We start from the raw sequence: 14,047 nt of genomic DNA, 5'->3' as shown, positions 1-14,047 counted from the left end.
CCCACCTGCCCGGTTCTACTTGCCGGGTCGTCCGAGCTGGTGGACGGTCCAGCCCACCGCGCGCCAGCGCGTGGGGTCGAGGGTGGTGCGGCAGTCGACTAGCAGGGCGTTGGCGGGGCGGTCCACGAGGGCCTGGGGGTTGGCCTCCCCGTACTCGGGCCACTCGGTGGCCAGGACGACGAGATCGGCGCCGTCGAGGGAAGCGGGCAGGTCGTCGGTGTAGTCGAACTCGGGGTTGCGAATCAGCGCCGTGGCCACGGCCTGCGGGTCGTGGATGGTGACGGTGGCGCCGGCCTGCTGAAGGGCCTGGGCGAGCCCGAGGGCCGGGGATTCGCGGACGTCATTGGTGCCGGGCTTGAAGGCGGCGCCCCACACGGTGACCCGGGCGCCCTCGAGGGGATAGTCGCCCAGGACGCGGGTGATGAGGGCCAGGGCGACGTCGGTGCGGCTCTCGTTGATCTCCTCGGCGGCGCGCAGGAGGGTGGCTGCCCGGTCGGCGCCGAGCTGGCGGGCCGAGGCGGTGAAGGCGCGGATGTCCTTGGGGAGGCAGCCACCGCCGTACCCGATGCCCGGCCGCATGCCGCCGCTGCCGATGCGCGGGTCGATGCCGAGGATCTCCACGATCTCGGCGATGTCGCCGCCGGCGGCCTGGCACATGTCGGCGACGGCGTTGATGTACGAGATCTTGAGGCCGAGGAAGGTGTTGGCCGCGCCCTTGGCGAGTTCCGCGGTCTGCGGGTCGGTGACGAACAGAGGGATGCCGGCGTCCAGGATGGGGGCGTAGACGGCGCGGATTGCCTTCTCCCCCTCGGGGGTGGTGACACCGGCGATGAGGCGATCCGGACGCAGGGTGTCCTCGACGGCGAGTCCCTCGCGCAGGAACTCCGGGTTCCATACGACGTCGACGCGTTCGCCGGCGGGGGCCAGGCGCTGGGCGAGCTCGGTGACCTGGCGGGTCGTGCCGACGGTGACCGTGCTTTTCCCGACGATGGTGCACGGCCGGTCGAGGTGGGGAGCGAGCTGACGGATGGCGCCGAACACCTGCCCGGTGTTGTAGGAGCGGCCGTCCGCGTCGATGGGGGTGCCGACCCCGATGAAGTGCAGCTCGGCGAAGTCGGCGGCCTCCCGGATGCTGGTGGTGAACCGCAGGCGCCCGCTCGCGGTGTGTTGGGCGAGCAGCTCGGGAAGGCCGATCTCGAAGATGGGACAGTGGCCGGCGTTGAGCTGGTCGACCTTGGCTTGGTCGACGTCCACGCCGATGACCTCGTGGCCGAGTTCGGCCATCGCCGCCGCGTGCGGGATGCCAAGGTGACCACAGCCGATTACTGAAATTCTCATTCCTTGACTCTCACTCTGGGTGGGGGCCCGCGTGCGGGGCCGGGGAACAAGCCTCAGAGGCTAGCGCCGTTCCCCGGCCCCGCAGTTCAGGCTTTGTCGGCGCGGAGGTTCAGCAGCTGCTCCAGCTCGCTGATGGCGTCGGCGGCCGTCTGCCGTACGACCACGTCACCGGTCTGCGGTGCCTCCAGCGGGTACTCGAACCAGGAACCGTCCGGACGGGGGAATCCCTCCGGGTCGACGATGAACACCTGGAGTCCGGCCTCGCGGGCCCGCTTGGCCACCTGCCGCCGGTCGGCGTGCAGCCCGATCACGACCAGGGCCTTGGCGTCGGGGTGGAAGGTGACCGGCGGGATCCGCTGGTCGTAGCGGCGCATGAACTGCTCCTCGAACCCGGCGCGGGCGCCGAGCGCGTCGAAGTTGTTCGTGATGAACGGGCCGACCATGTGCCCGGCCTCCTCCATGCGCTTGAGCGCGTGCAGGGCCGGGGTGACCTCGGCTTCGAAGCAGGCCCGGTACATGTCCGACAGCTCGCCGACCTTGTTCTCGGTGTCGAGGAACATCTCCGCGAGCAGCGGGTCCCGGCCAGGGGCCAGGACGAACGTGAAGCCCTTGCGGAGCTGCTCGTCCTCGATCTCGTTGACGTGGTAGATCTCGTGGAGCCGGTGCAGCGGCGGAATCCCGGCCTCGTAGGAGACGCCACAGCCGACCTCGACCTGGAACGGCAGGAAGTCCGTGAGCTGCGCCAGGTTGTCGGCGTAGACCGGCTGTCCGGGAGTGTCCTTGACCCGGACACCGTGGCTCAGGACCTCCCACGGCCGGCGCCGGATCGCCCTCGGCGGGTACGTGTTGACGGAGGTGAATGTGGTGTCGATGACCTCGTAGTCCTGCGGAAGCCGGCGGCCCGCCCGCAGGTCCTCCGGGTGCTCCTCGACGCGGATCATGTGGACGCGCAGGTCCCCCAGTTCGAAGCGGCCCGGCCCGGTCTGCTTCCAGCCGCCCTCGGTCAGCATGGCGTGGTTCTGCTCCCACGCCTCGTCGATCTCGGCCTGCGGCGCCGCCACCGAGTGGTACACGTACATCTGCTGCATGGCCAGCGCCGGCGCCGCGGTGGTGTCCACCAGCCCGTACTGGTGCCAGTAGTGGACGATGCGGCGGCGCGCGTCACCCTCGCCCGTCCAGCCGGAGTTGGAGGCGGTTTCCTTCTGCTGGGTGCGGCGCCAGATGCCCTCCTCCACGAAGCGGGGCCGGTCCGCGTTCACCCCGTAGAAGTCGTGCCACTTGCTGAGCTGCTCCTCATCGAGCTGGTCGATGACCGTGACGGGAAACTGCAACTGCATGTCGTGTCCTCGATCTCTGATCCGAAACGGTCCGCCCCCAGTCAGGTGGGAGCGGCAGGGGGCTAGCTGAGGGCGGCCACCGCGGCGGTGAGCGCGGCGGTCAGGAAGTCGATGTCCTCGCTGCTGGAATTCAGCGGGGGCGCGACGACCAGGCCCTCGCTGCGCGGGTCACCGGCTCCGGTGAACGGGTAGAAGAAGACGCCTTGCCGCTCGCACTCCTCCATCAGGGGCCAGAGCAGGCCAGGCGTGACCTCCACCCCGTACAGGTGGCCGAGGCCCCGTACGTCCCGCACGACCGACAGGCCGGTCAGGGTCCGCAGGCGCACCCCGAGGCGTTCTCCGCGCGCGTGGAAGTCGTCGAAGTCCATGGATTCCAGCTCGTCCAGGACGCCGAGGCAGGCTGCCGCCTGCAGGGGGTGGGTGGCCATGGTGCCCATCGCGGGCAGCGGGTCCGCGCCTTCGCGGCGGAGCAGCGGTGCGAGTTCGGGCGACACCAGCACCGCACCCACACTGGTGTAGCCAGCGCCGAGGCCCTTGGACAGGATGCACAGGTCGGGATCGGCGCCGTCCCAGTGGTTGCTGGCCAAGGCGGTGCCGGTGCGCCACAGCCCGGTCAGGACTTCGTCGTGGATGACGAGGACGTCCCGTTCCCGGCAGATCTCCTTGACGCGCCGGAGGTATCCGTCGGGCGGCACGTAGGCGCCGCCGGTGGTGCCGTTGACGGGTTCCAGGAGGACGGCGGCGACGTTCTCCACTCCCCTGCTGTCGATCGCCTTCGCCACCTCGTCGGCGCACGAGGCGTCGCACGAGCCCTCTGCGTGGTGGTGGGTCGGCGGGTAGGGCGCCGGGAAGGCCGGGCCGAGGCCGAGCGCGTCCTCCGGGCGCGGGCGCCGGGCGTGGTTGCCGGCGAGCCCGAGGGTGAGCGCGCTCATCCCGTGATAGCTCAGGGTGGAGGTCAGGATGTCGCCGCGCCGCTTGCCTCCGCGGACGCGCGCGATGTTGCGGGCCAGCGCGACGGCGACCTCCACGCCGAGCGTCCCGCACGTGGCCAGTGCGATGGAATCCTCTGGACGGCCCACGGCGCGGCACAGACGGTTCATCAGCTCCAGTTGGGTGTGGGGCCGTACGACGGCGGCGCCGCCGAACGAGGAACGGGGGAACTGCTGCTCGATGCGGGAGAAGACCTTGGGGCTGCCGTGGCCCACGTTCACGCAGAGGAGGCCGCTCGATCCGTCGAAGATGCGGCGGCCGTCAGCGAGGTGGAGCCAGGGCCCGCTCGCCGTCACGACGTCGAGGTCGGGTAGTGGCCGGGATGAGGTCAGGAGCCGTTCGCGACTGGATAAGTACCGATCCACGAAAGAAGTCCCTTCTTGGGTGTGCGCATTGGGGCGCACGGGATCGCGGCGGGTCGGTTCATGTGCGGTGGGTGTCCGGGTGTGCGTCGAGCGCTTCCGGTGATGACGAGCGCGATCACTCACGCCCGGAGAGCTGTCTGTCAGCTGTTCCTCACCGTACCCTCAAACCCTTTCTTACGTATAGGGTTTGAATGCCGTTGTGCGGCCCTGCGAAGCACGGTGGGGGTACATCTCGAGCATGGCGCCCTGCCGGACGCGACGTCATTGCTCCTTGGCGCGCGGAACATTGCGGGACGCCGTCAATGGCTACGAGTCCACTGACCCGGGCGTTGGGTGCTCCGCTACCGTGAGCGGCCCGGGCCACGCATCCACGGGGGTGTGCCATGGCGACAGTGACCCGCTCGCGCCGCGCGGCGATCCAGCGGGAGGCCGTACAGATCCGGATGCGGTGCCAGCGCTCGGGGCATACGACCGAGCGCACCGTGGCGGCGATCCGCATGAGTCTGCCCGAGGTCTCTGCGCTCGAGGCGTGGCGGCTGGCGCTGGGCTGGTCACGGGCGGACACCGTCACCCAAGTCGCCGCGCTCTACCGGGCCGACGGGTTACAGCCCCCGGGCCTTTCGGAGTCGATGCTGTGCCGCTGGGAACATGATCAGGAACGGCCGGGAGCGGAATACGCCGTGATGCTGTGCCGGGCCTACGGAGCACGGCTCGAACACCTGGGCCTGGGCCGTTGGGCCGGTGAAGGCGCTGGCCTTCGGTACCGTCTCCCGGAGCCCGTCGCGCGGGTGTCCGGCCCGCGGGAAGAGAGGGAGCCGATGACCACTGACGCCGGCCTTCCGGCCGTACGAGAATCTCTGCAGCTCGCCCTCCTCGCCGATCCGCAGGGCAGTCCGCTCGCGGCCCACTTGGCGGAGGCCGCTGTCGAGCACTACGACCTCAACTACTCCAAGCACCCGCCGCAGACCTTGTTCAAGGAGATCCGCGACACCAGGGCCCTGCTCATGCCCGTTATGCAGGCCGCCGGCAGCACCCCCCACACCGTCGAACTGCAGCGGCAGGTGGCCCGGCTTTCCGCACTGCTGGGCAACCTTGCCTTCCACCTGGACGACACGACCGGCGCGCGGACCCATCTGGGTACCGCGGCCACCTACGGTGAGCGAGTGGGTGATGCGCGCCTGGTGGCCTGGGCGTGGGGCGCGCTGAGCATGGTGGCCCGGTCCACCAAGCGGTACGAGCTGGCCTTGTCCCACGCCCAACGTGGCGCTGCTCAGGCCCCCGCCGGGCTCGTACGCGCGCAACTGCACGCCTGGGCTCTGCTGCCCTCCCTGGCGGCACTCGGGCGCAGTCCGGACGCGGACGCCGCGCTCGCGACCGCCATGCACGAACTGGAGACCGACGGCACCGGATCCGCGCCCGGCCGGTTCGGCTTTGACGAACCGGAACTTGCGCTGCACCAGGCCGAAGCCCACCTTGCGCTGGGCCGCGCCGAGCAGGCCGCGGCCCGGGCCGAAGCCTCCGCCGGCGGCTGCATCCTCGCCACGCCTGGCTGGGCAGCCGCCACCTTGGTCCTCGCCCAGGCCGAGGCCGCAGGACGCCCCGAGGATGCGGCCAGCCGCGCCCTGGATGTCCTCGACCGCGTTCCCCCTGCCCGGCTGCGCTCGACCGCCCGCGCTCGGCTCTCGCGCCTCGACGGCCAGCTGGCGGCGAGGACCGCGGGCCCCGTGGCCGACCTGCAGGAAAGGCTGCGGCTGCTGCCGCCGCCGGTCGACGCCCACGGAGGCGCGGCCACAGCCTGAGCAGGACGGATGATGTCCCCCGGAACGGGCCGGGTGCCGTGCCATGATTAAGACGACATGACGGCCGGACACACCGTCAGTCGGGCACCCCGCCCATGACGATGCGTAGATCGCGCAGGCTCTGGGGGTGGGCGCAACTCCGCAGCGGACTGCGCCCACCCCCAGAGCCTGCGCGATTCCCTGGGACTGAACGAGTGAGGGGACATTGTGGCCAGGCGCACGACGGCCTACCGACGCGTCGCCCAGGAGCTGCGCGACCAGATCGGCGACGGCACGCTCAAGCCGAACGACCGCATCCCGTCGCTGACGGAACTGCAGGAGGCATTCGGGGTCTCGGACACCGTGATCCTGGAGGCCCGCAAGGTCCTGGTCGCCGAGGGCCTGCTGATCGCCCGCACCGGCGACGGCACGTACGTCCGCGAGCGGCCGGAGCCGCAGCGCCTGGTGCACCACGCCCCGGACGATCTGGAAGAGCCGCTGTTCCGGCTGGAGGCGGCCGAGTCGGGGCTGTTCCCCGACATCGTCGAGGTGGAGGCGGAGACCACCGTTCCCGCGCCGGCCGCCGTGGCGCGGTGGCTGGACGTCAAGACGTCGAGGAAGGTCAAGCGCCGGGTGCGCCTGTTCCGGCATGACGAGATGCCGGTGCAGCTACTCACCGTGTACACGCTGGCGAGCGGGAAGACCGACGCGTCCGGCGTGGAGGAACAGGTCACCTCCCGGCCGGCACTGGACACAGAGGCCCGCGTCCTCGAGGGCGTGGTGGGCCAGCCGGTCACGGTGGCGACACGGATCGAGCGCCCGGCGGCGGGCCGGGCGCGCGTGCTGGAGACGGTCGTCCTCGCCGAGCGGTACACCCTGGTCTACCGGCCCGCGTCCGGCCCGGCATGACGAAACCCCGGCCACGGGGCCGGGGTTCGTGAAAGCAGACCTGCCCGAGGGCCGGACTACGCCGTGATCGTAGCTCCGGTGAGGGCCGTCATCCAGCAGGTTCCCGTCGAACGGGCGGGCGGACTCTTTCGTTGTGAAAGATCCCGAACCCCTTCCAACCTTACAACGCATCGTTATATGGTTAGGGAGTAGGGAGAACCCGACCGAAGGAGGACCACGATGGCTGCGATAGACGCGAAGGCCGCGCAGGCGAACGCCGAGAAGGCGGCCCGGGTCGCGGCGATAGCCGAGACCCAGGACAAGGGCTACGGAATCTGCTGGGACTGCGAGGTCCCCTACGAGCGCCACTGCTACGCCTGCAACGGGCCCTGGTGCCCGGTCTGCGACGACTGGTAGGCCCTACCGGTCGACGCGCCCCCCAACACACCGCCGAGGCGGTGTGTTTCTGCTTTCCGGCCCGCCCCGAGGGTCAGCCGCGCCCGACCGCGACGAGCGCCTCGGCCAGGGCGGTCTGGACGGCACCGACGTACGCCTGGAAGGCGGCCGTGCGGTTGCCGCGGTTCCCACGGGACAGGTCGCCGCCGACGAAGAACGCCGCCCGCTGAGCGGTGCTGATCTCCAATTGCACGCCCGCGTTGCGGGTGTTCTGGTTGCAGATGTTCTCCGGGGCGCCGCCGTCGAGCTCCGGGGAGGCGAGCTGCACCACGAACCCCGCCTGGGACAGCGCCAGCCCCACGCGGTCGCGCAGCGGGTAGTCCAGGCCACCGAGGTTCGTCAGCGGCGCGGTCCCGGCGCAGCCGTGCCAGGACACGGTGTGCGTGGCCGCCCGGGCGAGCGCCAGCGCGTTGGGCTCGTCGAAAGCGGTGCTGGTGATGTGCAGCTCGGCGTTGCCCGACGCCTTCATGCCGTCGAAGACGTACAGGTCGTGGATCCCGCCGGCCGCGGCCTCGGCGAGTTCGCCCGTTCCCTGCTCAATGCCGCCGCCGTGGATGGCCAGATGGAGCAGCGTGGAAACGGGCGACCTGCGCCAGTTGCGCTGGTAGTCGAGCCCCTCGAGGTGCTCGCGGGCCAGGTCCGTGTACGAGGTGTACGGCATGAGTCGCGGGGCTCCTTCGGGTGGGTGGTCAGTGGCCCAGGACGGCCCAGACGAGGGCGCCCAGGGCGATGAGCACGCTGAGGGCGGGCAGCGGCCAGCGGGTGCGCTCGAGCGCGGCGACCCGCTCTTCGAGTTCCTCGACCGCCTTGTCGGTCTGGTCCGAGCGCTGCACGAGCAGGGCCAGCTGGCCGTCGATGCGCGCGAGCCCGACTTCGAGGGCGCGCCGGAGTTCGGCCAGCTCCAGGGCGACGTCTCCGTCGGGCACGGCGTACTCCTAGGTCAGAGGCGGGCGGTGGGGTCGGACTTGGCCGGCAGCCACGAGGCGGTGCCGATCTGGCCGAGGCGGGTGCCGATGGCGCCCTTGACGACGGTCAGCGCGGCGGGGAGCGCCGCGACAGAGGCGGTCTGCAGCACGGACAGGTCGACGATGTCGGTGACCGCTCCGGCGAGCAGGAGGCCGAGGAACGCCTCGACGTAGGTCAGGACGGTGCGCTCGGCGACGTCGGCGAGGGCCTTGCGGGCGGACTGGGGCATGGGTGAACTCCCTTGGGATGTCAGGTGGTTGCGGTGAAGGCGTGCCGGGCGGCCAGCCGCTTGAGCGAGGCGAGGCCGGGGACGCCGTCGGCGGCGGAGCCGGTGTAGGAGCCGCCGGCCTTGCTGCGCTGCCAGGCGGCGTACGCAGTGACGGTCTTGGAGCCGAAGGAGCCGTCGGCGAACTCGCGCTTCAGGAGGCCCTCGGCGACCAGGGCGTCCTCGACGATGCGGACCTCGGTCGGATAGGTGGTGTGTCCCTCGGCGGCCGGGACGTCCTTCTTCGCCGCGGCGACCAGGTGGGCCACGCTGACCTTCGGCTGGGCCGGGGTGGGCGCCGGGTCGGCCGGGGCGGTCGCCTTGTACAGGACCTTGACCGTGCTGATCGCGCCCGGGTCCTGGTGGTCGTTGCCCGGAACGTCGCCGTGCGAGAAGTGGCCGCCCTTGGACTGCCAGACGCTGCGCGAGCGCGCCTTGCCCGCCCCCGGGTATTTCGCCGGGGGCCCGGCCGGGAAGACGTCCGGCACGCCCCAGGAGCGGGCCGCGGACAGGATCTTCTGCCAGCCCGGCTTCTTCGCCGGGTCCCAGCCGTTGGTCCACGGGCTCTTGGCGTAGCCGAGGACCTCGATCTGGATGCAGACGCGTCCCTCGCGATTGGTGCGGCGGGTGCCGTCGTTGCGCAGCGCCCGGCCGCTCTGGTTGAGCGGGCCGAACTGCCCGACCCGGTCGGTCACGGGGCAGTAGATGAGCTGCGGTTCGGAGGCGACCCGGATCAGGTACGAGCCGACCGACTCGAGGTACTTGCTGCCGGCCGGGGACTCGGTGGAGTGGTGCACGACCCGCGGGGGGTTGCCGGGGGTGTCCATGGCGCCGCCGATGGAGCCGTCGCCGAGGCGGATCGCGCCGGAGATCCACACGGTGCCGGTGGCGCCGCGCGGCAGGTCGTCTGCGCCGGGCAGGGCGTCGCCGAGCACGTCGGCGGGCGGCTCGGTGTCCGGGTCCCGGAGGAGGAACGGCTCGGCGTCGACCGGCGCGTACCAGTCCAGGTCGCCGTCGTCGCGCAGTACGAACACGGAGCCGGGGCGGCTGGGGTGCTCGCGGGTGAAGCGCGGAACGGTCTCGATTTCGGCGAGGGCGCGGGCGGTGTCGACGTGCGCCTGGTCGACCTCGCCGCAGTAGGTGACGGATTGGTCGGGGTGGACGACGGCAGCGTGGAAGATGGTCATGGCTCCTCGTCAGGCGTGGAGTTGGATCGCGTCGATCTGCTCGCGCAGCGCGACGTAGGTGGACAGGCGCAGGAAGAAGTCGCCGTCGTGGCCCCAGCTGCCGCTCCAGGAGTTGCGCAGCCGCAGCACGGTGCGTTCGGGGATGACCCGTCCGTCCGGGTACTGGGCGACGTCCTCGAGGCCGATGGCGCACACCTCGTGGCCGCCGGCGAGCCCGGAGGTGCGCCAGTACGGGACGGCGTCGACGAAGCCGTCGCGGCCCGGGGTGAACCAGGCGCTGAACCAGGGCAGGCCGAGCAGGACCGGTCCGTCCTGCAGGGCGGCGGCGAGGGCGTCGGCGTCCAGGGCGTGGGTGTAGGAGCCGATCAGCCTGCGGGCCTTGAGAGCGCGGGCGATACCGAGGCCGGAGCTGCCGCTGTCGGCGGGCGGCCACTGGTAGGGCACGAACTCGTCGAGCGCGGTCGCCTCGGCGTACAGGCCGATCGCCCACCGTTCGGCCTGCGCCGCGTCGTTGGTGGGCAGCCCGGCGTGTGCGAGGGCGTCGTGGGCGAGCAGCACGGACAGGGCCGCGGCTGCGGCGTTCGCGGTGCACGAGCCGAGCGCGTCGACGTCCGGGGCGCCGGTCACGACGGTGGAGGTGCGGATGCTCTGGCTGTAGAGGTCCTGCTGGTTCAGCACCGGGATGGCGGGCTGCCAGTGGACGGGCCGCAGGGCCTCGCCGCGGTGGCGCCGGACGTGGGCCAGCGAGCGGGCGTCGAGGACTTGGTGGCGGCCGAGCGCCGGGTGTGGGGTGTAGTGGCGTACGAGAACGCCGTGTGTGGTGGGCACCGACTGGTCCGCTTCTCCCCCGCGCCCCAGATGGGCTTGGCCCCCGGCCCGCGCACGGCGGATTCGGGTGGCTCCCTCGGGGTGTGGTGCGGACCGCGATGCGGTGGCGTGTGGGCGGAGGGTCGCCCGCAGGTGCCGTGATCAATGATAGGTGCGGTCCCGCGCGGGCCCGGCCCGCGTGCCCGTGCCGTCCGGGCTGCCCGCGGGGCGGGAGCCGCCGTTCAGGTTCCGTCGATCAGGCGCTCGGCCAGGTACGGCGACCAGGTGCCCGCCGTGATGCCCTGGCCGATTCCGCAGGAGCCGTCCGAGTCGCCGGGGTACTTCACCCACAGCAGGTAGTCGGCGCCCGCGACGCCGATCGAACTGGGCACGCCCAGGCGTCGTCCGGCGGGGTTGCACCAGTCGACGTGCTGCCCGACCTCGTTCATGGCGCCGTTGCCGTTGCGGGCGGTGTCCACGACGAAGCCCTTGTTGGGCACCCCGAGGTGGGCGAGTTCGGCGGTGATCTGGGAGGCGTAGGTGCAGCACACGTCGACGGCGTCGAAGTTGGCGACGTTGACCGCGAAGCCGCGGACCAGGGCGACGCCGGCGTCCTTCAGGCGGGCGGCCATCTCCGGCGGGCGGATCCAGGTGGCGTTGCCGCCGTCAAGGTAGACGATGGTGGCGGGACGCGCGGCGAGGGCCTGCGCGGCGTAGGCGACCAGGGCGGTGCGTTCGGCGCGGGCCGCGTCCGAGGGGAGGTTGCCGAGCTGGGCCAGGGAGTCGGGCTCGAGGATCACCAGGGCCGGGCGGTCGCCGATGCCGGCCGCGGCGGCGTCGATCCACGTCCGGTAGGCGTCCGGGGAGGGCGAACCGCCGGAGCTCTGCCCGCCGTTGTCGCGGTTGAACATGTTGTACAGGGCGACGATGGGCATCTGTCCGTGGGCGGCGGCTGCGGCGACGTATGCGTTGAGGTCGGCCTGGATGTCCTTGTTCCAGTCGCCGAACCAGCGGGCGCCCGGGCGGCGGGCGATGGACCGCTCGATCTTCTTGGCGCGTGGGTCGTCCGGGTTCAGCGTCAGCCACTTGGCGGCGTTGGAGTCGGGGTCGACGTAGAAGCCCTCCTTCACGGTCGAGCAGGTCAGCCGGACCTCGGTGAGGTAGACGGTGACGGCGCTGGACTGTCCGAGCTGGAAGGAGAGCTGGCCGGCGGTCGTCATCGTGGAGGTGAAGCTGAACACGAAGTGGGTGTCCGCGGTCGGCAGGCTGAGCTGCTTCTCCACGACCGGCGTCCAGGGGTCGACTCCCATGCCGACCTTGGCGGCCATGGCGGTGCCGCCCTGCGAGGCCCGGGCCGTGAAGGAGAGGGTGTAGCGGCAGCCCGCCCGCAGCGTGATGCCGTCCTGGCCGAACACGGCGTCCCACAGGTTTACGGCGTCCGTGCTCGCGGTCGCCTCGAGGCCGGCCGTTCCGGCGGTGATGGTGACCATGGCGGCGTTGCCCGACCACCAGCCGGTCGTGCCGTTGGTGAACGACCCGTTGGTGACGAGGTCTCCGTACGCGGGCACAGGGAAGCCCCTCCTTTTCTACTTGGTGTAGGTGACGCGCAGCTTCGGCGGGTACGTCTGCCCGTACCCGCGGGCCCTCCCGTAGAAGGTCTTGTCGGTGGTGTTGGGGTCCAGGGCGATGCCCCGCCACGTGGTGGAGTCGAACACTGCGGTGATGTCGACCCACTTGCCCTGGTTGCGTTTCCAGGCGATGGTCTGCGCCTCGGTGTCGCAGGAGAACTTCGCCGGCCGGGAGGCGTGCTTGTGGGCGCGGATGACGGCCTTGCCGCCGTCCGCGTAGTACCAGTGGTCGAAGTACAAATAGATCTCGGCTTTGTTGATCTTCGCGCCGGACAGGTCGGTGGCCAGGGCCGCGGGGAAGCCGATCAAACTGGCCTGCACGCCGTTGTTGGCGGAGTAGTAGCCCTGCAGGCAGGAGTTGCCGTAGTAGGCGTTGTAGCCCGAGCGGCTCGCGTACGACCCGGACCAGGAGGCCGCGTAGGTCTTGGTGTACGTCTGCACCGGTTCGGCGCCGGTGCCGCCGCCGGTGTTGTACACGCCGGTCAGCGGGATCTCCGGACCGATGTCCTCGACGTAGAAGACGTTGGTGCGGCCGGTGGTGCCCAGGCCGAGTTCGAGGGTCTGCCCACTGGTGCCGCCGGAGTTCTGGAACGAGAGCAGCAGGCGGTGCAGGCCGGGACCCAGGGTGGTGGCACTCGTGACGTGTTCCAGGTCGACTCGCTGGAAGCGGCCGGTGTGCGACGGCGTGAGGATCTCGGTTTCCCGCAGGGTCGAGGTGAGCGTGGGCTTCGCGGTGCCCCCGTCACGCAGGTAGAGGTGGATCTCGCCATCGGTGGCGTTGTCGAGGTCCGCGGTGGCCCGGAAGACGATCCGGTACAGGCGGCCTGCCTCGGCGGTGAAGGGCAGCTCCAGATAGCCCATCTCGCTGCCCGTTGTGGTGACGGTGGTGCCCGGGGCGGCGCGCGCGATGATTCCCTTGGGCCCGGCCCCGAACAGGTCGCTGACGGGCTCCCCACCCACGGTCAGCTCCCCGGCGACGTTGACGTCGTTGAAGCCCGCGGATCCGTCGGTGTCGATCGTCGCCACCGGCTCGCCGTTGTTGCGCAGGGTCAGGTACTGCGGGGCCCCGGTGACCAGGGACACCGCCTCCTCGCCGGTCTCGTCGAACAGGCGCACCCCCTGGGGGCCGATCTCCGCGCGGGCGCCGCCGGTGACCCGCCCGAAAATCGTGTGGACTTCGGAGTTGTCGAACACGACCCAGCCGGCCGTGGCGGCGGAGGACTCCAGGCACAGCACGGCCTGGGTGGTGCCCTGCGGGGCGGCGACCTGGCCGGTGATGCGCTGCCACATGCCGGGGATGGGGGTGGTCTTCTCCACCACGCCGTAGCCGAGGACCGTGCCGACGGCGTTCTCCCACCGGGCGAGGATCTTCACGCCGCTCGCGTTGAGGTCGTCGGAGGTGAGGATGTCGACGGCCATGTACAGCTGGACGCCGGCGAGGATGGGCACCCGGGCCAGCGGCAGGGTGAAGTAGGTGGGGGTGTCGGCCAGGCAGTCTGCGCGGACGCCGATGCCGGTGCGGTTGCCGGGGGCCAGCGACCACGGGGCGCCGGCCGCGGCGATCGCGGCCGCGGTGGCCGCGCCCTCGAAGCCGGGGTCGGGCATCAGGTTGGTGCCCTGTCCGACGGCGATCTGGTCGGGGGTGACCGAACCGACCGCCAGGTGCGGGGTGATGATGGCGCCGACCGCGATGTGGCCCTGCTGGATGACGCCGGTGCCGACGTCCGTGGAGGCGGCGCGGCGCGCGGCGGTCTGGACGGCCGCGGAGGGCAGGCTGGGGGTACCGGAGGTGTTGACCGCGACCAGGCGCACCCAGATCGGGTCGTAGTAGTTGGTGGCGATGGTCACCGACGCGCCGGACGCGGCCTCGATCGTGGCCGCCGGCCACATCACGTCCGGCTCGGCGTCCGCCGAGGTCATCAGGTGGACCTGGACGCGGGAGAGGTCCAGCGGGGCGGCATCCGCGTCGGCGAACGCGCCGTCCCAGGTGATGCGGACGCCGTTGAGGGCGGGTTCGGTCTGCGGGGCGGACGGGACGGGCG

General features: G+C 71.3%; 13 protein-coding genes. 3 read left to right on the top strand and 10 right to left on the bottom strand.

Annotated features, from left to right (window positions below; all coding sequences use genetic code 11):
• Window positions 1–15 precede the first annotated feature (15 nt).
• The 3 genes from L0P92_RS02180 to L0P92_RS02170 all read right to left on the bottom strand — a co-directional run bounded on the left by L0P92_RS02180 (window position 16) and on the right by L0P92_RS02170 (window position 3,961).
• Window positions 16–1,338: a UDP-glucose dehydrogenase family protein gene (locus L0P92_RS02180; RefSeq protein WP_234760689.1), complete on the bottom strand. Its 1,323-nt coding sequence runs from the start codon at window positions 1,336–1,338 to the stop codon at window positions 16–18.
• Between the two features lie 86 nt (window positions 1,339–1,424).
• Window positions 1,425–2,675 (bottom strand): hypothetical protein, encoded by a 1,251-nt coding sequence (locus L0P92_RS02175; protein ID WP_234760688.1) that lies wholly within the window; start codon window positions 2,673–2,675, stop codon window positions 1,425–1,427.
• A gap of 62 nt (window positions 2,676–2,737) precedes the next feature.
• Window positions 2,738–3,961 carry an aminotransferase class III-fold pyridoxal phosphate-dependent enzyme gene (locus L0P92_RS02170; protein ID WP_234760687.1) on the bottom strand — a complete coding sequence of 408 codons (1,224 nt, stop codon included), beginning with the start codon at window positions 3,959–3,961 and terminating at the stop codon, window positions 2,738–2,740.
• Between the two features lie 452 nt (window positions 3,962–4,413).
• Here L0P92_RS02170 and L0P92_RS02165 point away from each other — a divergent pair, with 452 nt between their 5' ends.
• From L0P92_RS02165 to L0P92_RS02155, 3 genes are all read left to right on the top strand, one after another.
• Window positions 4,414–5,829 carry an NsdA family TPR-like regulatory protein gene (locus tag L0P92_RS02165; RefSeq protein WP_234760686.1) on the top strand — a complete coding sequence of 472 codons (1,416 nt, stop codon included), beginning with the start codon at window positions 4,414–4,416 and terminating at the stop codon, window positions 5,827–5,829.
• Between the two features lie 207 nt (window positions 5,830–6,036).
• Window positions 6,037–6,717, top strand: coding sequence for a GntR family transcriptional regulator (locus L0P92_RS02160; protein WP_234760685.1), 681 nt, complete (start codon window positions 6,037–6,039; stop codon window positions 6,715–6,717).
• Between the two features lie 219 nt (window positions 6,718–6,936).
• Window positions 6,937–7,113: a hypothetical protein gene (locus L0P92_RS02155; RefSeq protein WP_234760684.1), complete on the top strand. Its 177-nt coding sequence runs from the start codon at window positions 6,937–6,939 to the stop codon at window positions 7,111–7,113.
• A 73-nt stretch (window positions 7,114–7,186) separates the two neighbouring features.
• On the opposite strand, the gene L0P92_RS02150 is transcribed toward L0P92_RS02155, so the two are convergent.
• From L0P92_RS02150 to L0P92_RS02120, 7 genes are all read right to left on the bottom strand, one after another.
• On the bottom strand, window positions 7,187–7,813 hold the full coding sequence (locus L0P92_RS02150) for a poly-gamma-glutamate hydrolase family protein (protein ID WP_234760683.1): 627 nt from the start codon (window positions 7,811–7,813) through the stop codon (window positions 7,187–7,189).
• A 28-nt stretch (window positions 7,814–7,841) separates the two neighbouring features.
• On the bottom strand, window positions 7,842–8,078 hold the full coding sequence (locus tag L0P92_RS02145; protein ID WP_176188147.1) for a hypothetical protein: 237 nt from the start codon (window positions 8,076–8,078) through the stop codon (window positions 7,842–7,844).
• Between the two features lie 14 nt (window positions 8,079–8,092).
• Entirely contained in the window at window positions 8,093–8,347 is a 255-nt protein-coding gene (locus tag L0P92_RS02140; RefSeq protein WP_176188149.1) for a holin, read from the bottom strand.
• 20 nt (window positions 8,348–8,367) lie between these two features.
• Window positions 8,368–9,570, bottom strand: a complete 1,203-nt coding sequence (locus tag L0P92_RS02135; RefSeq protein ID WP_234760681.1) for a peptidoglycan-binding domain-containing protein — start codon at window positions 9,568–9,570, stop codon at window positions 8,368–8,370.
• 9 nt (window positions 9,571–9,579) lie between these two features.
• A complete protein-coding gene (locus L0P92_RS02130; protein WP_234760679.1) occupies window positions 9,580–10,398 on the bottom strand; it encodes a hypothetical protein in 819 nt (272 codons plus the stop codon).
• A 221-nt stretch (window positions 10,399–10,619) separates the two neighbouring features.
• Window positions 10,620–11,945, bottom strand: a complete 1,326-nt coding sequence (locus tag L0P92_RS02125; RefSeq protein ID WP_234760677.1) for a glycoside hydrolase family 6 protein — start codon at window positions 11,943–11,945, stop codon at window positions 10,620–10,622.
• 18 nt (window positions 11,946–11,963) lie between these two features.
• Window positions 11,964–14,047: hypothetical protein (locus tag L0P92_RS02120; RefSeq protein WP_234760675.1), on the bottom strand; the 2,084-nt coding region annotated here is incomplete at its 5' end.

The sequence above is a fragment of the Streptomyces muensis genome, assembly GCF_021474425.1.
Classification (GTDB): Bacteria; Actinomycetota; Actinomycetes; order Streptomycetales; family Streptomycetaceae; genus Streptomyces; species Streptomyces muensis.
The sequence above is the reverse complement of the archived record's forward strand: the minus strand, read 5'-3'. Positions and strand labels throughout refer to the sequence as shown.